The organism is Pseudomonas sp. MF6755, from assembly GCF_016405635.1.
GTDB lineage: Bacteria > Pseudomonadota > Gammaproteobacteria > Pseudomonadales > Pseudomonadaceae > Aquipseudomonas > Aquipseudomonas haemolytica.
Window position 1 is genome coordinate 52,918 of record NZ_JAEKDA010000011.1, and the last position, 20,960, is coordinate 73,877.

General features: G+C 60.2%; 15 protein-coding genes and 1 pseudogene. 4 read left to right on the forward strand and 12 right to left on the reverse strand.

Features of this window, described 5'->3' with window-relative positions; translation table 11 throughout:
* Position 1: 1 nt before the first annotated feature.
* Complete coding sequence (gene oadA / locus JFT66_RS16090; RefSeq protein ID WP_034116504.1) at positions 2-1,810, forward strand: sodium-extruding oxaloacetate decarboxylase subunit alpha; 1,809 nt, start codon at positions 2-4, stop codon at positions 1,808-1,810.
* An 83-nt stretch (positions 1,811-1,893) separates the two neighbouring features.
* Here the strand turns inward: oadA and JFT66_RS16095 are convergent, their stop codons facing one another.
* Together JFT66_RS16095 and JFT66_RS16100 are read right to left on the reverse strand one after the other, a co-directional pair.
* Complete coding sequence (locus JFT66_RS16095; protein WP_198859621.1) at positions 1,894-3,177, reverse strand: autotransporter outer membrane beta-barrel domain-containing protein; 1,284 nt, start codon at positions 3,175-3,177, stop codon at positions 1,894-1,896.
* A 109-nt stretch (positions 3,178-3,286) separates the two neighbouring features.
* Positions 3,287-3,499, reverse strand: a pseudogene (locus JFT66_RS16100) (autotransporter domain-containing protein); the annotation flags it as partial.
* A 208-nt stretch (positions 3,500-3,707) separates the two neighbouring features.
* Between JFT66_RS16100 and JFT66_RS16105 the strand changes: the two are divergent.
* Positions 3,708-5,033, forward strand: a complete 1,326-nt coding sequence (locus JFT66_RS16105; protein ID WP_198859622.1) for a type II toxin-antitoxin system HipA family toxin — start codon at positions 3,708-3,710, stop codon at positions 5,031-5,033.
* Positions 5,030-5,302 carry a helix-turn-helix domain-containing protein gene (locus tag JFT66_RS16110; RefSeq protein WP_153871241.1) on the forward strand — a complete coding sequence of 91 codons (273 nt, stop codon included), beginning with the start codon at positions 5,030-5,032 and terminating at the stop codon, positions 5,300-5,302. Before JFT66_RS16105 ends, JFT66_RS16110 begins: the two co-directional genes overlap by 4 nt.
* 50 nt (positions 5,303-5,352) lie before the next feature.
* Here JFT66_RS16110 and JFT66_RS16115 read toward each other — a convergent pair whose 3' ends face one another.
* From JFT66_RS16115 to JFT66_RS16125, 3 genes are read right to left on the reverse strand one after another with little or no spacing between them, the layout of a single operon-like run.
* Positions 5,353-6,024 carry a GNAT family N-acetyltransferase gene (locus JFT66_RS16115; RefSeq protein ID WP_198859623.1) on the reverse strand — a complete coding sequence of 224 codons (672 nt, stop codon included), beginning with the start codon at positions 6,022-6,024 and terminating at the stop codon, positions 5,353-5,355.
* A gap of 10 nt (positions 6,025-6,034) precedes the next feature.
* Entirely contained in the window at positions 6,035-6,481 is a 447-nt protein-coding gene (locus JFT66_RS16120) for a GNAT family N-acetyltransferase (protein ID WP_034116500.1), read from the reverse strand.
* Entirely contained in the window at positions 6,478-7,116 is a 639-nt protein-coding gene (locus tag JFT66_RS16125) for an FMN-binding negative transcriptional regulator (RefSeq protein ID WP_034116499.1), read from the reverse strand. The genes JFT66_RS16120 and JFT66_RS16125 overlap by 4 nt, the downstream gene beginning before the upstream one ends.
* An 87-nt stretch (positions 7,117-7,203) precedes the next feature.
* On the opposite strand from JFT66_RS16125, the gene pdxR reads away from it, so the two are divergent.
* Positions 7,204-8,742, forward strand: coding sequence for a MocR-like pyridoxine biosynthesis transcription factor PdxR (pdxR, locus tag JFT66_RS16130; RefSeq protein ID WP_198859624.1), 1,539 nt, complete (start codon positions 7,204-7,206; stop codon positions 8,740-8,742).
* A gap of 2 nt (positions 8,743-8,744) precedes the next feature.
* On the opposite strand, the gene JFT66_RS16135 is transcribed toward pdxR, so the two are convergent.
* From JFT66_RS16135 to JFT66_RS16165, 7 genes are all read right to left on the reverse strand, one after another.
* Positions 8,745-13,379, reverse strand: coding sequence for a dermonecrotic toxin domain-containing protein (locus JFT66_RS16135; RefSeq protein ID WP_198859625.1), 4,635 nt, complete (start codon positions 13,377-13,379; stop codon positions 8,745-8,747).
* 125 nt (positions 13,380-13,504) lie between these two features.
* On the reverse strand, positions 13,505-14,596 hold the full coding sequence (locus tag JFT66_RS16140) for a polyamine ABC transporter substrate-binding protein (RefSeq protein WP_034116496.1): 1,092 nt from the start codon (positions 14,594-14,596) through the stop codon (positions 13,505-13,507).
* On the reverse strand, positions 14,593-15,627 hold the full coding sequence (locus JFT66_RS16145) for a histone deacetylase family protein (RefSeq protein ID WP_198859626.1): 1,035 nt from the start codon (positions 15,625-15,627) through the stop codon (positions 14,593-14,595). Before JFT66_RS16145 ends, JFT66_RS16140 begins: the two co-directional genes overlap by 4 nt.
* A 133-nt stretch (positions 15,628-15,760) precedes the next feature.
* A complete protein-coding gene (locus JFT66_RS16150; RefSeq protein ID WP_034116494.1) occupies positions 15,761-16,753 on the reverse strand; it encodes an AraC family transcriptional regulator in 993 nt (330 codons plus the stop codon).
* Between the two features lie 50 nt (positions 16,754-16,803).
* A complete protein-coding gene (locus JFT66_RS16155; RefSeq protein ID WP_153837324.1) occupies positions 16,804-17,781 on the reverse strand; it encodes an asparaginase in 978 nt (325 codons plus the stop codon).
* A gap of 83 nt (positions 17,782-17,864) precedes the next feature.
* Entirely contained in the window at positions 17,865-19,316 is a 1,452-nt protein-coding gene (locus JFT66_RS16160; protein WP_034116697.1) for an alanine/glycine:cation symporter family protein, read from the reverse strand.
* Between the two features lie 308 nt (positions 19,317-19,624).
* Positions 19,625-20,854, reverse strand: a complete 1,230-nt coding sequence (locus JFT66_RS16165) for a hypothetical protein (RefSeq protein ID WP_198859627.1) — start codon at positions 20,852-20,854, stop codon at positions 19,625-19,627.
* Between the last annotated feature and the right edge of the window lie 106 nt (positions 20,855-20,960).

Consider the following 20,960-nt stretch of genomic DNA (forward strand, 5'->3'; position numbering starts at 1 on the left):
AATGACTAAAAAGATCTTCGTAACCGATACCATCCTGCGCGACGCCCACCAATCGTTGCTGGCCACCCGCATGCGCACCGACGACATGCTGCCGATCTGCGACAAGCTCGACAAAGTCGGCTACTGGTCCCTGGAAGTCTGGGGCGGCGCGACCTTCGACGCCTGCGTACGCTTCCTCAAGGAAGACCCGTGGGAGCGCCTGCGCAAACTGCGCGCCGCGTTGCCCAACACGCGCCTGCAAATGCTGCTGCGTGGTCAGAACCTGTTGGGCTACCGCCACTACAGCGATGACGTGGTCAAAGCTTTTGTCGCCAAGGCGGCGGTGAATGGTATCGACGTGTTCCGCATCTTCGACGCCATGAACGACGTGCGTAACCTGCGCGTGGCCATCGAAGCGGTCAAAGCTGCCGGCAAACATGCCCAGGGCACCATCGCCTACACCACCAGCCCGGTGCACACCGTCGAGGCCTTTGTGGCTCAGGCCAAGCAGTTGGAGTCCATGGGCTGCGACTCGATCGCGATCAAGGACATGGCCGGCCTGCTGACGCCGTACGCCACAGGCGAACTGGTCAAGGCGCTGAAAGCCGAGCAGAACCTGCCGATCTTTATCCACTCCCACGACACCGCGGGTTTAGCCGCGATGTGCCAACTCAAGGCCATCGAAAACGGTGCCGACCATATCGACACCGCTATCTCCAGCTTCGCCTGGGGTACCAGCCACCCGGGTACCGAGTCGATGGTCGCCGCCCTTAAAGGCAGCGAGTTCGACACCGGCCTGAGCCTGGAGCTGCTGCAGGAAATCGGCCTGTACTTCTACGCCGTGCGCAAGAAGTACCACCAGTTCGAAAGCGAATTCACCGCCGTGGACACCCGCGTGCAAGTCAACCAAGTACCCGGCGGGATGATTTCCAACCTGGCCAACCAGTTGAAAGAGCAGGGCGCCCTTAACCGCATGGGCGAAGTGCTGGCCGAGATCCCACGTGTACGTGAAGACCTCGGCTTCCCACCGCTGGTCACGCCGACCTCGCAGATCGTCGGCACCCAGGCGTTCTTCAACGTGCTGGCCGGCGAGCGCTACAAAACCATCACCAACGAAGTGAAGCTCTACCTGCAAGGCGGCTACGGCAAGGCGCCGGGCACGGTGAACGAGAAACTGCGTCGCCAGGCCATTGGCAGCGAAGAAGTGATCGACGTGCGCCCGGCTGATTTGCTCAAGCCGGAAATGACCAAGCTGCGCGGCGAAATCGGCGCGTTGGCGAAGTCCGAAGAAGACGTGCTGACCTACGCCATGTTCCCGGACATCGGGCGCAAATTCCTCGAAGAGCGCGACGCCGGCACCCTGGCGCCGGAAGTGCTGCTGCCGATCCCTGAAGCCGGTGGCGTGGCCCGTGCGGGTGGCGAAGGTGTGCCGACCGAATTCGTCATCGACGTGCACGGCGAAAGCTACCGCGTGGACATCACCGGTGTCGGCGTGAAGGCCGAAGGCAAGCGTCACTTCTACCTGTCCATCGACGGCATGCCGGAAGAAGTGGTGTTCGAACCGCTCAACGAGTTTGTCAGCAGCGGCGGCAGCAAGCGCAAGCACGCCACTGAGCCGGGCCATGTCAGCACCGCGATGCCGGGCAACATCGTCGACGTGCTGGTCAAGGAAGGCGACGTGGTCAAGGCTGGCCAGGCCGTGCTGATTACCGAAGCCATGAAGATGGAAACCGAGGTACAGGCAGCGATTGCCGGCAAGGTGACCGCTGTTCATGTGGCCAAGGGCGACCGGGTCAACCCTGGCGAAATCCTGATTGAAATCGAAGGCTGATCACAGCCTTCGAGACTAACGTTTAATCCTCGGGGGGGCAGGTGCCCTCCTTTTTTTTGCCTGCCATTGAGCGATTGGCAGGCTTAGAAGATCATTTTCCACTGCCCCATCAGGCCTTGGTTGCTGCTATCGGTACCGGCTTGGCTGGTATAGGTCAGGCCGATGCTGTGGTCTGCCGATAAGGCGAGGTCCAGGCCCGCTTGCAGGTCGAGGCTATTGCGATCCAGGGCAGTGCCCGTGATGGTGAAGCCGTCAATCAGGTCCGGCGCATGGCGCGAGGTTTGGCGCACCTGGCTGTCAACGTCGCCATAGCGGTGTTTCCAGCTCGTGCTGAGGTGGGGCGTGAGGCTCAAATTGTTATCAAACCGATACACCGTTGCCAGGCGCAGGCCGAGGGTACTGTTCAGGTTTTGCTGGGTCTGTGAGCCAACGTTCAACGCAGTCAGGCCACCACGCTCTTTGAAGCCTTCGCGTTGATAGCGTTGGTAGCCGATGCCGGCGAAAGGCTCGACACTGAAATCGGCGCTGCCTAGTTGATAGCCCAGCTCGGAGAACAGGGTTTGGCTGTTGGCGTTGTAGTTGCCTTTGAGCTGCTCCTTGTAATTCAGGGCGGCGACATTGCGTTTGTTTTGCCCGGCATGGTTGCTGTAGACCGCCCCGAGGCGCAAGGCGAATGGGCCGTCCTGGCGCACCGCGTAGCCACCCAGGTGCCAGCTGTCGAGGTCGGCGGCAAAACGTGGGGCGTCGAAGCGGCTGGAGGTTTTTGCACCCATGACACCGATGCGCCAGGCGTGGTCGAGTGCCCAGTCAGCGCCCAAGAGCAAGCCTTGGGTACCATGTTTCAGCCCGGCGCTACCGCGCCGTGAGTTAAGGTTGCCGCCGTTGCCCAGGCCCTGTACCCAGAAGTGGCCGTCGTCATTAGCAGGCAGCGTGCGCAAGGTGGAGAGCAATTGGTTGCTCAGGTGCTGCGTGGAGTTCTGTGTCGCGCCAGCCAGGTTGGCGTTTTGGCTACCGGCCAATTGTTCAAGGACTGCGCCGATACCACCGGGCTGTTTGCTCAGTTCCTCAAAGTCTTTTTGCAGGTCTTTGAGTTCTTCCGCGTCCCAAAAGCCGGAGCTCACAAGGTCCATCAATGCCGGCTCCAGGACTTTGGCAACCTGCAGGCCGTTGTGCGAGGTGGCCTGTTGGGTGATGTGTGCCGGGTAGGGCGGTGGGAGGAGCGGGCCCCCGTCTGTGGGGATGGCCGCGTCATAGAATTGATTCAAACTGGGCTTGTATTCGATATCGCCTCGCGCTTGCGCAGGTTGAAAACTGGCGACAACCGCAAGGCTGATGGCAACTGCGATTCTTTGGCGTGCAAAAGACATGAATTCCCAACCTCTGATGTATGAGGCCGGGAATTTAGCGAGCTGGCGTGGCGATAACTGTCAGGTTATCGACTCCTGGTTTGCGGGAGTTGTCTTTAGTACGGCGCGATTAAAAACTCATCTGCCATTGGCCGGTCAGCGCATGATTGCGGCTATTGCTGCCCAGGTCACCGGTGTAGCCCAGGCCCAGGCGATGGCGGGCTGACAAGCCCACGTCCAGGCCCGCTTCCAGCAGCAGGCTGTCGCGATCCAGGGCGCTGCCGTCCACGTTGAAGGCCGTGCCATTGCCGGTCAGGGTTTGGCTGGTGGTGGTCGGTGTGTCGGTCTGTATAGCGGAGGGGGATTGCAGGAATGTGTCGGAGATGAGGGGGGAGCCTTATATGCAATTTAATGCGTAAATTCTTTATGATTTGTTTTCAATCTGCATTTTAATGCAGTTTTCGCGCGTGCACACAGAGCCTATCTGCACTATATTGCAATTCTGGAGCGCTTTTTTAATTTGCGAATGCATTAAATTGCAGGTAAACGCCATGGTCAGCCTGACTCTACAAATCTATACCAAGGGAAAGTGGCAGGACGCCATGCTCCTGACTTTTGATACGCCGCAACAGGGGTTCAAAAGCCGGTGCAGCTTTGGTTATGACCAGCGCTACCTGGTGAGCCACCTCGATGAGTTGGCAACTCCCTTCGCTACGTCCGTGAGCACCGGATTCCCCCTGCAATGGGAAGGCGGTAGGTCCCAGCATGCTCCCGCCTTCGTGCATGACATCGCACCGGCGGGTGCCGCTAAACGTTTTCTGATGGCGCGTATTGGCCGGGAAAAACCAGATGACATCAGCGCAGAGCTTTTTCTGCTGATGCGCAGCACGCCCGCTCCCATCGGCCATATGCGGATCAAAGAATCGATTGAGGCCTTGGACAATCAGCCTGCCATAGGATTTGAGCGTGATGAAGTCATCCAGCGGGATAACCGTTTTCTCGAATATGCCTATGAACAAGGCGCGGCTATCGGCGGAGCCACAGGCGCGGGCGGCGAGGCGCCGAAGCTGCTGCTGACGGAAAACCACGGCGGTTTGTTGTTCCCGGATGCAGTTCTGGATGACGAACAGGTCAAGCAGCATTGGTTCGTGAAGTTTGCGCGCAACAAAGGCACGCAGATGGATCAGGATATTCTTCGTAGCGAATACCACTATTACAAAGCTTTGCAGACCTTGGGAATTGATACCGTGCCTTCGTCAGGATTGTCACTGGAGGAAGCAGGCAAGCCCAGTTTGTGGATGCAACGCTTTGATCGATGTGTCACTGAGCATGGGGTCGAGCGCTATGCCGTGGAGTCGATTGACTCATTGGCGGGTGTCACTGAACCTGGCAGTGCCATGGCGCATCGCGAGGTTGTGGAGCTGCTGGTCGGGTTGTGGCGGGAGGCGGGCCAGTCCAGTGAAGTACCGGCCTTGGTTGCTGAGTACCTCAAACGCGATCTGCTGAACAAAATCCTCGGTAACTCGGACAACCATGGTCGCAATACCTCGATCATTCGTGAAGCGAACGCCTTGCGCCTTGCCCCTATTTACGATTTGGCGCCGATGGTGATGGACGACGAGGGCATCACGCGCACGACCAAATGGCCCAGGGCGCTTGAGCGGGCGGGCGACGTGAACTGGAAGGGTGTGTGTGATGTGTTGGGCGACCTTGTCGACAGCCGGAAGTTGTTCGAAGACCTGAGGGTAGCGGCGCAACAGTTTTCAGCCTTGCCAGAAATCCTCAATGCCAGCGGCCTGCCGGCTGTGACGATGAATCATCCGGGCATTGCCTTGAAAAATTTGCCGCAGCGCCTGAAAGAGTGGGGACTGAAATGAGCCTGACCGTTGAAGAACGAACCCGGTTGATAGAAAGCATCCAGGATGCCTTGGCGGATGGCACGCTGGAAATCGCCGCAGCGGTACGCCGCCTGCGCACCGAAGTCACCGGCCTGCATCAGAGTCAATTCGCCAAGATGTGCAAAATCTCCGTGCGTACGTTGGTGCATATTGAGCATGGCGAAGGGAATCAGACGCTGAAGTCGTTGAATGCGGTATTCAGGCCGTTTGGTTTGAAGATGGGCGTGGTGAGGGTCCGCAGAAGCTAAGGCATGCCTGGACTTGTGGTGAGAGGGCAAGCCACTCACCACAACAATCATCAGGCCCGGCACTCGGCCAACGTTTTCACCTGCCCATCACCGCTCTGATTCCCTTCCGACAACCATTCTTCAAAGCCCGCGCCCACCTTCGGCCATTCCGAATCGATGATCGAATACCACGCGGTATCCCGGTTCTTGCCCTTGACCACCGTATGCTGGCGGAACACCCCTTCAAAGCTGAAGCCCAAGCGCTCGGCCGCGTACTTGGAGCGGGCGTTGGCGTTGTTGCACTTCCATTCCAGGCGGCGGTTACCTTGCTCGAAAGCGTACTTGGCCAGCAGGTACACCGCCTCAGTGCTTTTGGGCGAGCGCTGCATTGGTGCGCCGAAGGTGACGTGGCCGATTTCGATGCGGCCTTGTTCGGGGACGATCGACATCAGGCTGAGGATGCCTTGGACCTGGCCGGTCGCGCGGTCGATCACGCTGAAAAAATACGGGTCGTTATGGGCCGCGTGATTGTTCAGCCAGGCATCAAACGTGCTGCGTTCAGGGAAGGGGCCATAGGGCAAATAGTCCCACAGCTTGGGATCGGCACCGGGGCCTTGCAGGGCGTTAAACAGGTCATCGCCGTGGCGCTCAGGGTCAAGTTTTTCCAGGCGGATAAACCGCCCTTCAAGCCGTTGCACCGTGGGCGCCGGGACGCCTTTCCAGTTGGCGAGGGAAGTGGACATGCTGCGCTCCTTAAAGACCTTTGCGAAATTGGATGAAGCCAGGGCGTTCGGCGATGCGTTCGTAGAGTTGGATCGCGGTGGCATTGGTTTCGTGGGTCAGCCAGTGAACCTTGCAGCAACCGTCAGCCTTGGCGGTGGCGTAGACGAATTCGATCAGTTTGCGGCCCACACCGGTGCCGCGTTGATTCGGGTCTACCAGCAAATCCTGCAGGTAGCACGCGTTCTCGATGCTCCAGTTGGAGCGGTGGTAGATGAAGTTGACCATGCCCACCGCCTTGCCGTCCTTCCAGGCCAGGGCCGAGTGGGTTGGCTCGCTGGTATCGATCAAGCGCTGCCAGGTGCTCTGGCTGACGGCGTCCGGCAGCTCGGTGTTGTAGAACGTCAAATACGCCTGCCACAGCGGCAGCCAGGCGGCGTGGTCGGCGGCGGTGACCGGGCGGATGTCGATCGGGCTCATTCTGAAACTCCTTGGGGAATAAAGCGGGCGAGGGTCTGGTCGCGCACATCCACGCTGGCGGCCAGGCCTTCGCGCACGCCGTTGATGTCGGCCTCGCTGCGGTTCTGGCTGAGTTTGCGCTTGCCGACCAGTCGCTCGATCGGCAGGGCAAAGCCGACGATAGCCTTGAGCATGCCGTCAATGTAGTCGGCCGGGGCGTCGCTGACTTTCCACGGCTGGGTGCGCTGGCCTTCATGGCGGTCGGTCAACGCCGTGACCACGGCCAGCAAGCGTTCGGCGTCGGTAAACACTTCGGGGTCGCCGTATGCATGCACGGCGATGTAGTTCCAGGTGGGTACCACTTTGCCGTGTTCGGCCTTGGCCGGATAAAACGCCGGGCTGACGTAGGCGTCGGCACCGGCAAAGATCACCAGGGCCTGGCTGCCATTTTGCAGATCACGCCACTGCGGGTTGGCCTTGGCCAAGTGCCCGTAGAGGGTGCCATGGGCGCCTTCATCGGGGTTGAGCAACAGCGGCAGGTGACTGGCTTGCAGGCCTTGCTCACCAACGGTCACGAGTTGCGCCAGGCGGGTGTGCTGGATCAATTGCTGGATTTCGGGCAAATCATCGAGGGCAAAGGCGCGGGGTGTGTACATGAAAGTTTTCCTTGGCGAATGCCTGCATCCTAGGCAGGCTAATGGTTCGTTGTAAGAGCCATCTAGCGCCAATTTCATAGGTCCAATATGCCGCCTGTTTCGCCGCCGTTGTCATTCAACCCTGCCGGGATCGAGCTGGATCGCCGCCAGGGCCTGACTCGGCAGCTGTATGAAGCTTTGCGCCAGCGCGTACTGGACGGGCGGCTGGTCAGTGGCACACGGTTGCCCGCCACGCGCGATCTGGCGGCGGCGTTGTCGATTTCGCGCAACAGCGTGGTACGGGCCTACGACCAGTTGTATGCGGAGGGCTTCATCGAAAGCCGTGTCGGTGATGGCACTTACGTAGCTCAATTGCCTACCTCTAAAAAACTATCCACAAAAGTATCCACAGGCTTATTAACAGGCTTATCCCCAGCCTTATCCACAAAACGGGTGAATTCATCGGAAGACCTGGACCCTGAAGTTATCCACATTGCGGGTTTGGCGCGGATTAAAAACAACTTTCTCCCTAGCCCGCCAGCAGGGCCACCGCGGGCATTTCGCGTGGGTGTGCCGGCATTCGATCTGTTTCCGTTCGAGGTGTGGGCCAAGCTGAACGGGGCGTTCTGGCGCAAGCCGGACCTTGAGCAGCTGTGTTATGGCGACCCGGCGGGTGACGGCCGCCTGCGCGGGTTGATTGCGGCTTACCTGCGCAGCTCCCGGGGCATGCAATGCAGCGCTGAACAAATAGTGATCACCAGTGGCGCACAGCAGGCAATTAGCCTTTGTGCACAGTTGCTGGTGGAGCCGGGGGACGGCGTTGCAGTAGAAAACCCTGGCTATCGTGCGGCAGGCCATGCGTTCGCCCTGGCCGGTGGGCGACTGCATGGCGTGCCGGTGGACAGCGAGGGCATCGACTGCCAGGTGCTCAATACGTTGGGTGATTGCCGCGTGGCGTATGTCACACCCTCGCACCAGTACCCTTTGGGTGTGGTGATGAGCCTGGCGCGCCGCCTGGAACTACTGGCATGGGCCGAGCGCACGAACGGTTGGATTATCGAGGACGACTACGACGGTGAATATCGCTACAGCGGCGCGCCTCTGGCGCCGTTGGCGGCCTTGGACCGCAGCGCACGCGTGCTGTATGTCGGCACCTTCGGCAAGGTGGCGTTCCCGGCCTTGCGCCTGGGCTATCTGGTACTGCCCCCAGGCTTGGTGGGCGCCTTTACCCGGCGCCGCGCCGTGGATATGCGCCATTCCGAGGTCAGTACCCAGTCAGTGATGGCGGAGTTTATGGCGGCCGGGCATTTCCAGCGGCATATCCGGCGCATGCGGCGTGCCGCGCTGAGTCGCCGCAATGCCTTGCTCGCCGGTTGGCCCAGTGGGTTGCCAGGTGTGGGCGAACTGCCCAGCGTTGCGGCGGGGCTGCACTTGACGGTGCGTGTGGACAGCCTGGCGCGCGAGCAGCAATTGCTGGCCCAAGCCCTCGCTGTCGGCGTAGAAGTGAACGGCTTGAGCAGTTATTGGCTACCCAGCTCTGCGACGCCCGCCGACCAACGCGCCGGCCTGGTGCTGGGCTTCGCCGCCGTGCCGGAGGCGGCGATCAGCGACGCGCTGGCACGGCTGCGGGCGGCATGGCAGGGTTGAGGTCAGCCTTCGAAAAACAGTGATTTGGCCAGCCTCGGACTGATTTCACTGCGGTGAATGTCGATCAGGTCTTTGTCGCTGGTGCCGATGCGCTGTACCTTGCCGCCGAGTTTTCGCTGCTGGCGGGTTTTGAGGTGCCCCGCGCCGTCGATAAAGTCTTCGAGGGCTGCCTTGGATGACGAGTAGTGAAAGTGCGCATACCACAGCACGGTATTGTTTTGGCTGTCGCGGATTTCATATTCGTCCAAGTAGTTGCTGGGGCCTTTGAGGCGTTGACGATTAGTTACCTTGGCAATCTTCACCAGCCCTTGATCGTGCAACCATTGCAGTCGCGCCGCCGTGGGCGGTTGTTGTTTGATCATATTGATCCGCGTTTGGGTGCCCAGCTCATATAGGCGCTTGGCGCTCTCATTGAGGTTGCGGTTGAGCGTGGCGGCTGAGGGGCGGTCGCTTTCGGTGAGATTGAGTTGGGTCAGGGCCGCCTCCACCGTGGTCACGGCCTCCTCCAGGCGTGCCGCTTGTTGGTGGAACATTTCTTCGATTTCTACCGGTATGCGCTCCGGTTTGCGCGAGCGGGCCAAAATGCGTTGGGTAAAGGCTCTTTCTTCATCCAGCAACTGTTGCCCGGCGTTGAGGCTTACTCCCAGGTCGGCTGGCCTTGAGCCTGCCGGGGGAGCGGTGGTTGCTTTGTGCTCGACCCAAACCCCAGGATTTTTTTCGTGGAAGGTGGCGATGACCTTGCCGGTCAGAGGGGCCTTGACGTCCACCAACGTGGCGTCGTTTTCGCGTGGCTCTCCCACCACGGTGCCCTTGAAGCGAGTCTTGATGATTTTGCGTTGAGGTTGCTCGGGTGGTTTCGATGGGCTGGGCTTGGGCTCCAAGGCTTTGCGTTTGCGCAACGTCTGCACCAGTTCACGCAGGGCCTGTTGATGAAACTCGTCAATGCGTTGGCGCAGGTTTTCCAAGGGCTCGCGTTGGAGTTGCTCAGTGTAATCGGCGTGCAGGTCCAGCAGGCGCTGGTCAACGACCGAGAGTTGCTCAGCCAGGCTGTTGAGCACGTCGATGCGTTCATCCAGGGTGCTGTCCTGAGGCTGACTCATGAGGTCGGTGAGGCTCTGCACATTCAGCTCGGCGGCATCGACGATGTCGCCTAACTGTGCGCGGACATTGGTCAATACTTCGCTGTCGCCAGCATTGATGCACAGGTAGCGTGACACGCTGACCATCAGGTTCTTGAGGTCGGACAGCGTCATATTGGGTAAGGCGCGCACTGTCGACTGGATGACTTTGGCACCCTCTGCACCGAGGTTTTCCAGCTCTTTGAAACGGCCGGTCACGTACTCCAGGCGCATGATCATTTCCAGGCTCTGGGTTGCAAGGCTTTGGGCGACTTGTGTCTGCAGCGCGGGCTCTACGGGCTCCGACGTTTCCAGCACGTCCAGGGAGGCCGTCAAGGCGCTACGGTAGGTGGGCAGCTGTTCATCGATCGCCGCTCGGGTCAACGCCAGTTGGTTTCCCAGGTAGCTGATCATGTAGCTCTGGTAATCGGGCACCGTGTCGATGATGCCCAGGGACCTGAGTTGGCGAATCGGCACGTCGTACTCCAGCAAGCGTGCATTCACATCACTGATAAAGGATTGGCGACGTGACTCGGTGGACGGCCCCGGCTGCGAATCAATGGCGGCAAGGGCAGCGGAAAGGTCGCTTTGCCGACCCAGTTCAGTGGAATTGAATTCAGCGAGGCTTTTGCGCAGCTCTTCAATACGCGAAGGCTTCTGGCCCTGAGCTGCTTTGCGGCGATTGCGAAACCCTCCACCGCGCAGGCGCAGGCGGGTATCGACGAACCATTTCCCGGCCATGTTATTGATCAAGAGCGGGCCGGAGCGTGTTGGGCTGAGCGAATCGACAATGACCACATTGTCGTTGGCGTCCACCTGCACTTCGAACCAGCGCTCACCGACCGGGGCGTACCATTTGCTGTCGGCGGGGTACAGATAGTGATGGGTACCGGGCTGTTTGTTCTGCTCACCCAATGCCGCGGGCCGTTCTACTTTGAAACTGTCCAACCGCATGCCCAGGCTTGATGAGGTGCGGCTCAGTGCGCCGCTGCTGTGCAGGGCGCCAGGGTGCAACGTGAACAGGTCGGCGCTGGGCAGGTCTGGCATTTGCACCGAGGTGATCTTGGGCACCGGCAATGCCGGCTTCTCTGGGACGTCGATCAATACCGGCTCCTCGGGTGCCTTGAGGCTTAACGGTTCGCTCGTCTGCTGCGTGGTCGGATGACGCGTGGCCGCATGCAGCACCAAGGCCATGCTCAGGTTCAGCCAAAGGTCCACCAGCGAGGTCCAGGGTGTTGGCTCGTCTGGGGCATTGAGGGCTTTTTCGACCTCTTCCAGGTCGCTCATGATTTGCCACATCCACGCGGCGACACCCACCGTTGGGCCAAGGAACGGCAGGACTGCATTGAAAATCTGCCAGCCGGCCTGGCGATAGGTCGCCCAGCGTTTTTGCACGTTGGATACGGACTGGCGAGTCGCAAGTTCGACCATGGCATTGGCATTGGCCTTGAACAACGTCCCCAGCATGTCATTGCCCAGCACTTCGTCACTGAAGGTCAGAGGGCCGCTCATATACACAACGGTGGCGGGTTCGACCAAGGCTCGGGCGAGGGTCCATGGCGAGGGCCAGGTATCGGGGAACACGTATTGCGCATAGTTGAAGCGTACTTCTTCGGGCAACCACGCCAGCACCGATTCACGTAGTTGCCGCTCATGTTTGATCGCATAGAGCAGGTTTTGCCGGGAGGGGAACTGGCGCAGCACCGGTTCAAGCAAAGGGCGGTACAGCAGACAAGGGCCCGTATCGGCGGTTTTTGGCTCGATCAGGAACATGTTGGTGACCGCATCCTTGCTGTTGCCGGGGCGCAGCGTGGGGATGAAGGCCAATTGACGGATGACGATTTCCTGCCCGTCCACCTGGCGTTGGTGCGCGTCGGTTTTCATCACGGCGGCGACGTAGCGGTAGCCGAGCTCATTGATGTCGTTGCGCGCTTGGATCTTCCATTGCAAGGCCAGCAGCGGTAGCTGCACCTGCAAGTGGTCGGTGTAGAGCAACTGCCGAGCCGCAGACTGAGTCGAGTCTTCGAGCAGCGTACGCTTGATCAGCGCCGGGTAGTGCTCGCCGATATCCAGCTCTGTGATCACCTCCTCGAGGTAGCTATAGGGCAGCCAATCGGGCGCCGGAGCGCCGTTGTATTCCACGCTGGTGTCTCCGGTGGGCAGGCCGGTGAGATTTTCCAGGGCGAGGTCGACCAGGTTGCGTCGCGTGATGTCGACCTGTCCGGGTACCGTGAACGTCCCCCAGATGACAGGGCTGCGGATGACCACCTCGACCTTGTCAGGTTTGATCCTGGTGCCGCGTATACGGCCTCTGAGTCGGTTCTGTAATTGTGTGCGGGCGTAGTCGCGTATCGGTGCAATACCGTCCAGAAACGAGCGGCCTTGGTTGTGCGTATGCACCTGCGCCAGGTTGATGAGGTAGCGGCCATAGGCAGCGGCATCGGTGTCGCTGGCGTTGGCCAGCCAGTCGGGTATGCGCTGTTGAATCTGGCGAATGCTCGACATGGAGTGGGCGCTCAGCTCTTCTATGCTGGGTACTGCGCGGGTGAGGCTTATGGGGGCGCTGGGTTGGCTGTGTGGCTCGCGGTCTTGGGCCGCACCTAACTGGCCGAGGGTGTCGATTTGCATGGCGATCAGGGCACAGGCCAGGCTGTCGAAAAAGTTGCCGGTCGGTTCAGACAGGCGCCATTGCAGCGCTATATCCTGTTGCGCGCCGGTCACTTGGGTCGCCAGGTTTTCGCCAAGCGCTTGCAATGAGTCAAATTTCTCGTAGCCGCTGACCAGCGAGTAGGTGAGGATCCGGGTTGTTTTTCCGTGCTCGCCGATCAATACCGCCTTGTCCAGTACGCCGGCATGGTGGGTCTGGCCATTGCGCAGAATATCGACATCAATCAGATAGGCCCGGCTTTTGTACGGGTTCTTGAGGCTGCGGTTTTCCTGTTGGGGGGAGTGAAACAGCATGCGGGCCATGGCACAGTCATCGGCATCCCAGCCTTCCACCGTGCTCACGTTCCATACCTTGCACAGTGAGTTGGCGAACACTTGCCAGCGCGGGCCGCTGCTGCCGTTCGATTGGTTCCAGTAATCGAGCTGCTGTTCCTGAAACGCAGTGAACAGCAGCGGCGACAGCTCATTGATCAAGCGCCCCACGGCATCGATCTTCACCGGCAGGTGCACGTCATTGCTGGCACTGGGTTGGAGTGAAAGGTAATGCTCGCCGTCGATATAGATGACAGGGTCGGGCGATATGGCCTGGCGTGCGAGGACGGAAGTGAGCGGTTCGAAAAAACCATCCAGCGAAACGATTTTATCGTCAACGATTTGCCAGCGCGGTGTACAGACCATGGCCAGGTCCGGGTTGATGTCCACCGTGGGGTACTGCTCGCGCAGGGCGTTGCGCAACGTGGCACTGGCCACTTCCCGGCTGGTGGGGCCGGCGGTCATTTGGGTCAGCAGTTCATAGACATTGGGCGGTCGATCGTTTTGAGGCGTATCCGTGACGGGCGTGCTGTTAGGCATCTGCAGTTCCTTGGCGAGCGTTGGCCCGCGCGGCAGCGACGGGCCTTGGGAGGCGCAAGGTAACGATTCCAGATACGGCGAGAACGGTAGATAAATAAGGGCAAGCAAGCCCGCCCCGCTAAGGGTCAGGTACCGGACTTGATCTTGGTCCAGGCCCGCGTCCTGGCGCGTTCGGCATCACGGCCCAGGGGTTTGAGCGTGTAGAGCGTGGCCATCGCCGCATCGGTAGGGTACAGGTTGGGGTTATTGCGGATCGCCGGGTCGACCTGCTCGGTAGCGTCCTTGTTCGGGTTGGGGTAGCCAACAAAGTCACTGATCGGCGCAATCACCTGGGGTTGCAGCAGGTAGTTGATAAAGGTGTAGGCGTCCTGCGGGTTTTGCGCGCCCTTGGGTATGGCGAGCATGTCGAACCAGATCGGTGCGCCTTCCTTGGGCAGGCGCATGTCCACGGTTACGCCGTTTTTGGCTTCTTTGGCGCGGTTGGCAGCTTGAGAGAAACTGCCGGAATAACCCACGGCCACGCAGATATCTCCGTTGGCGATATCGGCCATGTACTTGGAGGAGTGGAAGTAGGTGATGTAGGGGCGGATTTTCATCAACAGCGCTTCGGCCTTGACGTAGTCCTTGGGGTTGCTGCTGTTGGGGTCCAGGCCCAGGTGCTGCAATGCCAGGGGCAGGATCTCCGAGGGCGAGTCCAGCAGCGCCACGCCGCACTGCTTGAGCTTGCTGATGTTCTCTTCCTTGAAGATCAGGTCCCAGCTGTCCACTGGCGCATTATCCCCCAGCGCTGCCTTGACCTTGGCCGGGTTGAAGCCGATGAGGATGGTGCCGTACATGTAGGGCACGGCAAATTTATTGCCCGGGTCATTGGCTTCGATCAGTTTCATCAGCTTAGGGTCGAGGTGTTGCCAGTTTGGCAGTTGGCTGCGGTCCAGGGGCTGAAACACCAAGGCTTCGATCTGCTTGGCCAGGAACACGTTGGACGGCACCACCACGTCATAACCTGAGTTGCCGGTGAGCAGTTTGGCTTCAAGGGCTTCGTTGGTGTCGAAGATGTCATACACCAGCTTGATCTTCGGGTTCTGCGCCTTGAAGTCTTCAAGTGCCTTGGGCGTGATGTAGTCGAACCAGTTGTAGACCTTGAGGGGTTTTTCTTCGGCGTGGGCTGCGCCGCCGAGAACGGCTGCACAGAGGGCGAGTGACTTGAGCATGTTCATTGGGTGGCCCCCTCGAAACCTTCGAGAACGTTGACGGCATTGATGCCGATTTCTTCCACGGCGTAGCCGCCTTCCATCACGAACAGCGTCGGCTTGCCCAACCGCGCGATGCGCGCCCCCATCGCCAGATAATCCGGGCTGTCGAGTTTGAACTGTGAGATAGGGTCGTCCTTGAAGGTGTCCACGCCCAGGGACACCACGATGACATCGGCGCCGTAGCGCTCGATCTCTTGACAGGCCTCTTCGAGCGCTGCGCTCCAACCCTCCCAGCCGGAACCTGCCGGCAGGGGATAGTTGAAATTGAAGCCTTCACCCGCGCCTGCACCCAGCTCGTCGGCATAGCCCAGGAAAAACGGAAACTCCGCCTCCGGATGCCCGTGGATCGAGGTGAACAGCACATCACGGCGGTCATAGAAAATCGACTGGGTGCCATTGCCGTGGTGATAGTCCACATCAAGGATCGCGACCTTTTCATGGCCCTGGTCGAGAAACGCCTGGGCGGCAATCGCCGCGTTATTGAGGTAGCAATAACCGCCCATCAAATCGCTGGCGGCGTGATGCCCCGGCGGGCGACACAAGGCAAACGCTGCGTTGGCACCTTGCGCGATGGCGTGTTGTGCGGTGAGTGCGACCTGCGCCGCACTGTAGGCGGCTTGCCATGTGCCGGCCGTAATCGGTGCACCGCCGTCAAAGCTGTAGTAACCCAACTGGCCGTGCAGGCTGGTGGGTATCACCCGGCGCAGGGTGCGCGCTGGCCAGGTGTAGGGCAGCAGGTCGCCGTCCTGGCCGAATTCGGTCCAGCGCTCCCACGCACCTTTGAAGAAGTCGAGGTAGTCGCGGCTATGAATGCGTTGCAGCGGTGCCAGGCCAAAGTCCTGCGGGGACTGCACCGGGCCCAGGTCACGCGCCTTGACGCGTTGCAGTACATGGTCGGCGCGCGAGGGCATTTCGAAGCAGGGCATCAGTTGCCCGTCCATCAATTCGCAGCGGCCGTGGTGCAGGTGGTGATCGTCCGAGTAGATCGTCAGCATATTGTTGTTCTCCGCAGGCTGTATCAGTGGGTCCAGTCTTGCGGCGGGCCGATTTTAAGAGAACGGCAGGAGCGGCCAAAAGGGGATAAATAAGGCCAAATTGTTTGTCCGAAATTCGCCCCTCGATGGGGCGTCATGCGCGAAATTGGCTCGGTGCCAGTCCGCTCCAACGCACAAATGCATGCCTGAAACTGGCGGTCTCGCTGAACCCCAGCGCCTCTGCAATCTGGTAGATCGGCCACTGGCCTTCAGCCAACAGTTGCTTGGCGCGCTCGAAGCGCAACTCGTCCAGCAGTTCTTGATAGCTGCTGCCCAAGTCGTGCAGATGTCGGCGCAGGGTACGCGCTGAACAGTTCATTTGCTCGGCCAAGCCTTCCAGGCCAGGTGCGGCGTTGAGCTGGGCGGTGAGTAGTTGGCGGATCCTGCCCAGCCAGGCCTGGCGCCCGGTGAACTCCAGGTTCTGTTTGCGGCAGCGTTCAGCCATGGCCTGGTGGGTAATGGCATCAGCCAAGGGTAGTGGCTGCTTGAGCCAATGCTTCTCGAAGGCAAAGGCGTTGGCCGTGGCTTGAAACTGCATCGGGCAGGGAAAGTGTTCTGCGTAACGCGTGCGGTAGTCCGGGGCATCGTGTTCAAAGCGTGCAGCGAGTAGCGGTAGGGGCTGGCCGAGTAGGTCGTCGCAAATCACCTTGAGTGACGTCAAGCACAGTTCAACGTTGAACGTTTCCAGTGTGGGATTTTCTCGGTAGTCGCTGGCGGTGAACCAGATTCGCTCGTCGTCCTCTTCAAGGCTGAGCTCGAAAAGTGTTCCCAGCAGCGCCGGATAACGCAGCGCGAGGCGTAAAGCGTCACCGAAGGTGGCACTGGTGAGTAGGGCGTAACCGAGCATGCCGTAAGCCGAGACATGCATCTGGCGGCCGAGCTCCAGGCCCACATCCGGGCGCAGGGCGACCGCGTTGGCACACACGCGCATTTCCTGATTGGTGGTGATGCGGGTGTCGGCACGGCTCAAGTCGGCTGCGTAGATACCGCTGCCGGCCAGCAGTGCGTCGGCGGACAGACCTTCGGCTTTGAAGGTGTTGAGCACCAGGGACACGGCATTGAGGGTGGTGAGGTGGGAGTGCAACATGGGAACTTCCAGCCAGGGGGTGGCTGGAAGTGGAGCAATTTGTATGCCGGTCAGCTCAGTTCGCCGCACAGGTCCAGTTCCACCAAGCGGCGAATTTCGGCGGTGTCCAGCCCGGCGCCGATCAAGGCATTGAGTTTGCCGAACGCCGCTTCACGGGTCATGCCACCACCGGATAGCACGCCCACGCCGCGCAAACGGCTGCCAGCTTCGTACACGTCCAGTTCCACGCCGCCCTCATGGCATTGAGTGATCGCTACCACCACCACGCCTTGGTCCTGTGCGCGCTTGAGGCTGGCGAGGAACGCTGGGTTATCGCTCGGCCCGGTGCCACTGCCGAAGCACTCCAGCACCAGCGCCTGGATACCGCTGTCGATCAACGCATCCAATTGCCCGGCGGCGATGCCCGGCACCAGCGGCAGCACGCCGACATTGGCCAGAGCCTTGTCGTGACGGTAATCCATCGCGGCGGGAAGGTTATCCGCCTGGGCTACGCCGCCATTGCGTTGCAAGGCTGCAAATGGATGGCGCCCGAAACTGCGGACCTTCGCGCAACGGGTCGGAGCCATCAGCGCGCCGTGGAAGTGAAGGTGCACACCCGGTGCGAGACCTTCGCCCAATGCCTCCAACGCACCGCTGACGTTTTCCCAGGCATCGCTGTCCGGCACACCGGCAGGCAACATGGAACCGGTGAACACGACCGGTACCGGCAAGCCCAGCAGTTGAAAACTCATGGCCGCTGCGCTGTAGGCCAGGGTGTCGGTGCCGTGCAGGATCAGTACGGCATCGCAACCCTCGTCCACCGCTTCAACCACGGCGACGTGCAGGCGCTGCCAGTAGGCCGGGGTCATGTTGGCGCTATCGATCAGCGGCGACATTTCGCGAAAGCGCCAGGCGGGCACTGGCTGCTTGGCAAGCTGCTCACGCATGCGTGCTTCAAAACCCGACGCGGGGGCCAGGCCGTTGGCGCTGGCCTGCATACCGATGGTGCCGCCGGTGTAGAGCACCATGACGTTGTTAGCTGGTTGCATGAAAAATCTCCTGAACGAAAAACGCCGCCGGGCCCAGAGCATGCCCAAGGCCGGGCGGCGTGTCATCTACCTAGGGGGCGTTCTCAGCGTTGCGTTTGAGCGCTCGGTTCAGCGGATGCTTGAGCGGTTGGCTCAGGCTTCACCGGGTTGGCCGGCCAGGCCTTGCGGTCCAGGTCCAGGTCAGGGAACTGGCTGGAGTCGAACACCGGGGTCTTGATGCCTGCCGCGCGCTGGTTGTCGTAGTCGTTCAGGATGCGCATGGCGATCTTGAACAGGAACGCCAGGGCGAACAGGTTGACGAACGCCAGCATGGTCATGGTGATGTCGGCGAAGGCGAACACGGTGCTCAGGTTCTCGATCGAACCCCAGAAAATCAGCACCAGTACCAACGCGCGGTAGCCCATCAGCACCTTGCGATTGTTGCCGACCAGAAAGCGCAGGTTGCTCTCGCCCAGGTAGTAGTTGTACATGATCGAGGTGAACACGAACAACGCCAGGGCCACCGAGATAAACATCCGGCCCCAGTCACCCACTACCGCCGCCAGGGAGTTCTGGGTCAGGGCAATGCCGTCGCCTTCAAAGCCTGGGGTGTAGAAACCGGAAAGCAGGATCAGCAACGCGGTGCAGGTGCAGATGATGAACGTGTCGAGGAACACGCTGAACGCTTGCACCACGCCTTGGGCGATCGGGTGTTCAACCGAAGCGACTGCCGCCACGTTAGGCGCACTGCCCAGGCCGGCTTCGTTGGCGAACACGCCGCGCTTCACGCCCATGATGATTGCGCTGCCCACCAGGCCACCGAAGGCTTGGTCGAGGCCGAAGGCGCTCTTGACGATGGTCGCGAGCATGGCGGGTACGTGGTCGAATTGCAGCACGATCACGTACAGGGTCACCGCGATGTAAACCAGGGTCTTGACCGGCACCAGCAGGTCGGCAATCGAGGCAATACGCTTGATCCCGCCGATGAACACCAGGCCCAGCAACACCGCCAGCGCCAGGCCGGTGTAGGTGGTATCCAGGCCGAAAGCGTTGTTCAGCGAGTGGGTCACAGCGTGGGCTTGCAGGCCGTTGAAGGCAAAACCGAAGGTCACCAGCAGCAGGAACGCCATGACCATGCCCAGCCAGCGTTTGTGCAGGCCATGCTGGATGTAATACGCCGGGCCGCCACGGTAGGTACCTTCAGCGTCCGTGCGCTTGTACAACTGGCCAAGGGAGCACTCGATAAAGCTCGACGACATGCCCACCAGTGCGGTGACCCACATCCAGAACACGGCGCCCGGGCCACCCAGGGTCACGGCAATACCGACGCCTGCGATGTTACCGGCACCGACGCGGCCGGCCAGGCTGAGCATCAGCGCCTGGAACGAGCTGAGTTGGCCGGCGCTGCTCTTCAGGCTGTCTTTAAACACCGAGAACATATGGAAAAAGTGACGCAATTGAACGAAACGCGAGCGGATCGTGAAATAACCGCCGAGCCCGACTATGAGCACGATCAGTACTTTCCCTGAGAGGAAGTCGTTGATGACTTCGAGCATGGAGTGTTCCTCGCTGATTTTTCTGATGGCAAACGCAGGACGGTCCGACGCATCGCTCAGCACCAGGCAGTGCACGACGCTTCGATCCCCATCCTTTTGCGGGTGTTGTTATTCATGCGCTTTCGCGTTGTATCCGGGCCTCGTTACCGACGGCCGCAGACGCGAAGAGGGGCGGCACTATACCTAGGTGAGCGCCAGACGTCTGCAAACAACGCAACGGGGCGAGGAACGGTAAGCGGGTCAAGGGGCTGGATCGATTCATGCGTCAGCGGGGTCGCGCCGATCCAGAGCCCCTGTGTGCGTCAGGCTTAAAAGTAATACCCGATGTTGACGTTAGTGCGGTAATACCACTCATTGCTGCCCACCGAACTGGTGTTGGTAAAGCCGCTGCCATTCTCTGCGCCGCCGTAGGGGTTGGCGTTCCTGGCCCAGGTCAGGTCGACCCAAGCCATCACCGGCATCGCCAGGAACTGTGCGCCCACGGTGAACATCTGCGAGTCATCCCAGGCGCTTTTGTCTTTCTTCATCCGGCTGTAGTCGGTGTACAGCTTGACCTTCTTCAACTGCCCCAGCGCTGGCGTGTAGACGTCATAACCGAGGTTGACCGAGGCCAGGCTGGCCTTAGAGGCGATCAGGTACGCCGGGGTCAGGCCATTGCCGCCCATCAGCACCGAATCCTTGCTGACGCCGGCCGGGTTTTCGGGATCGTATTCGTAGCGGATGGCCTGGGTGGTGACCGTCCACAGGCCCTTGCTGATGACGGCGTGCACACCCGCGGCCCAGTAGTCGCCATCATCCTTGGTGGTGGCGTTGTACAACTGGGCGGTGGTCAGCGACGCGCCGATCTCGGTCTTCCAGCCATCGTTGTTGAACGTTCGCGCCACGCGGGCGTTGAGCTGGTTGCGTTTTTCGTTGTCTTGGCGCGACTGTGTGAAGGCAATCGCATTGTCCTTCAGGTCGGCATAGCGCCCCACTTCAGGCGAGTAGCGAATATCACTGGGCAACATGCGCGGGAAGAAGCCCAACTGCACATCCCAATCCTGGTCCTTGTAGCTGTACTTGAGGCCGGTGCCGGCGCTCACTGCATAGCCCATGAAAAACGGCAGGTGGTAACTCCAGCCAAATTGTGGGTATGGCTCCAGGCCAAACGGCTTGAACGGCGCCCCCAGCTGCAGGTTCGAGTTTGCATTGAGCCGATAACCGACGAACCCACGGTCGATGGAGCGTTTGCCATCGTCCTGGAACCAGTAGCCGATATCGCTATAGAGGCTCTTGTAGGTGGCCTGTACATCCAGGCGGAACGTGTCGAAGAGGAAGCGACCATTGTTCTCGGTGGTGCCCCAATGCTCGTCGCGATAATTGGTGCGCAACGCGCCGCCAATATCCAGGCTGCTGTCACCGGCTTCACTGCGCCAGGAAATATGCGGGAAGGGTTTGTTGGCGGCGTTGGCCCGCACTGGCTCGGAAGGTATCGGTTCGGCGGCGAAACTGGTGAAACTGGCAAACATCAACCCTGCACATAAGACATGACGCTTCATATCGACCTCACCTTGTAATACTCGGCTATACCGGGTGATCGGCAACACTCGTCCACTTGCCTTTAAAGGCAACTAAGGAGGGAGCGGGTCTTACCGGGTTTAAGTG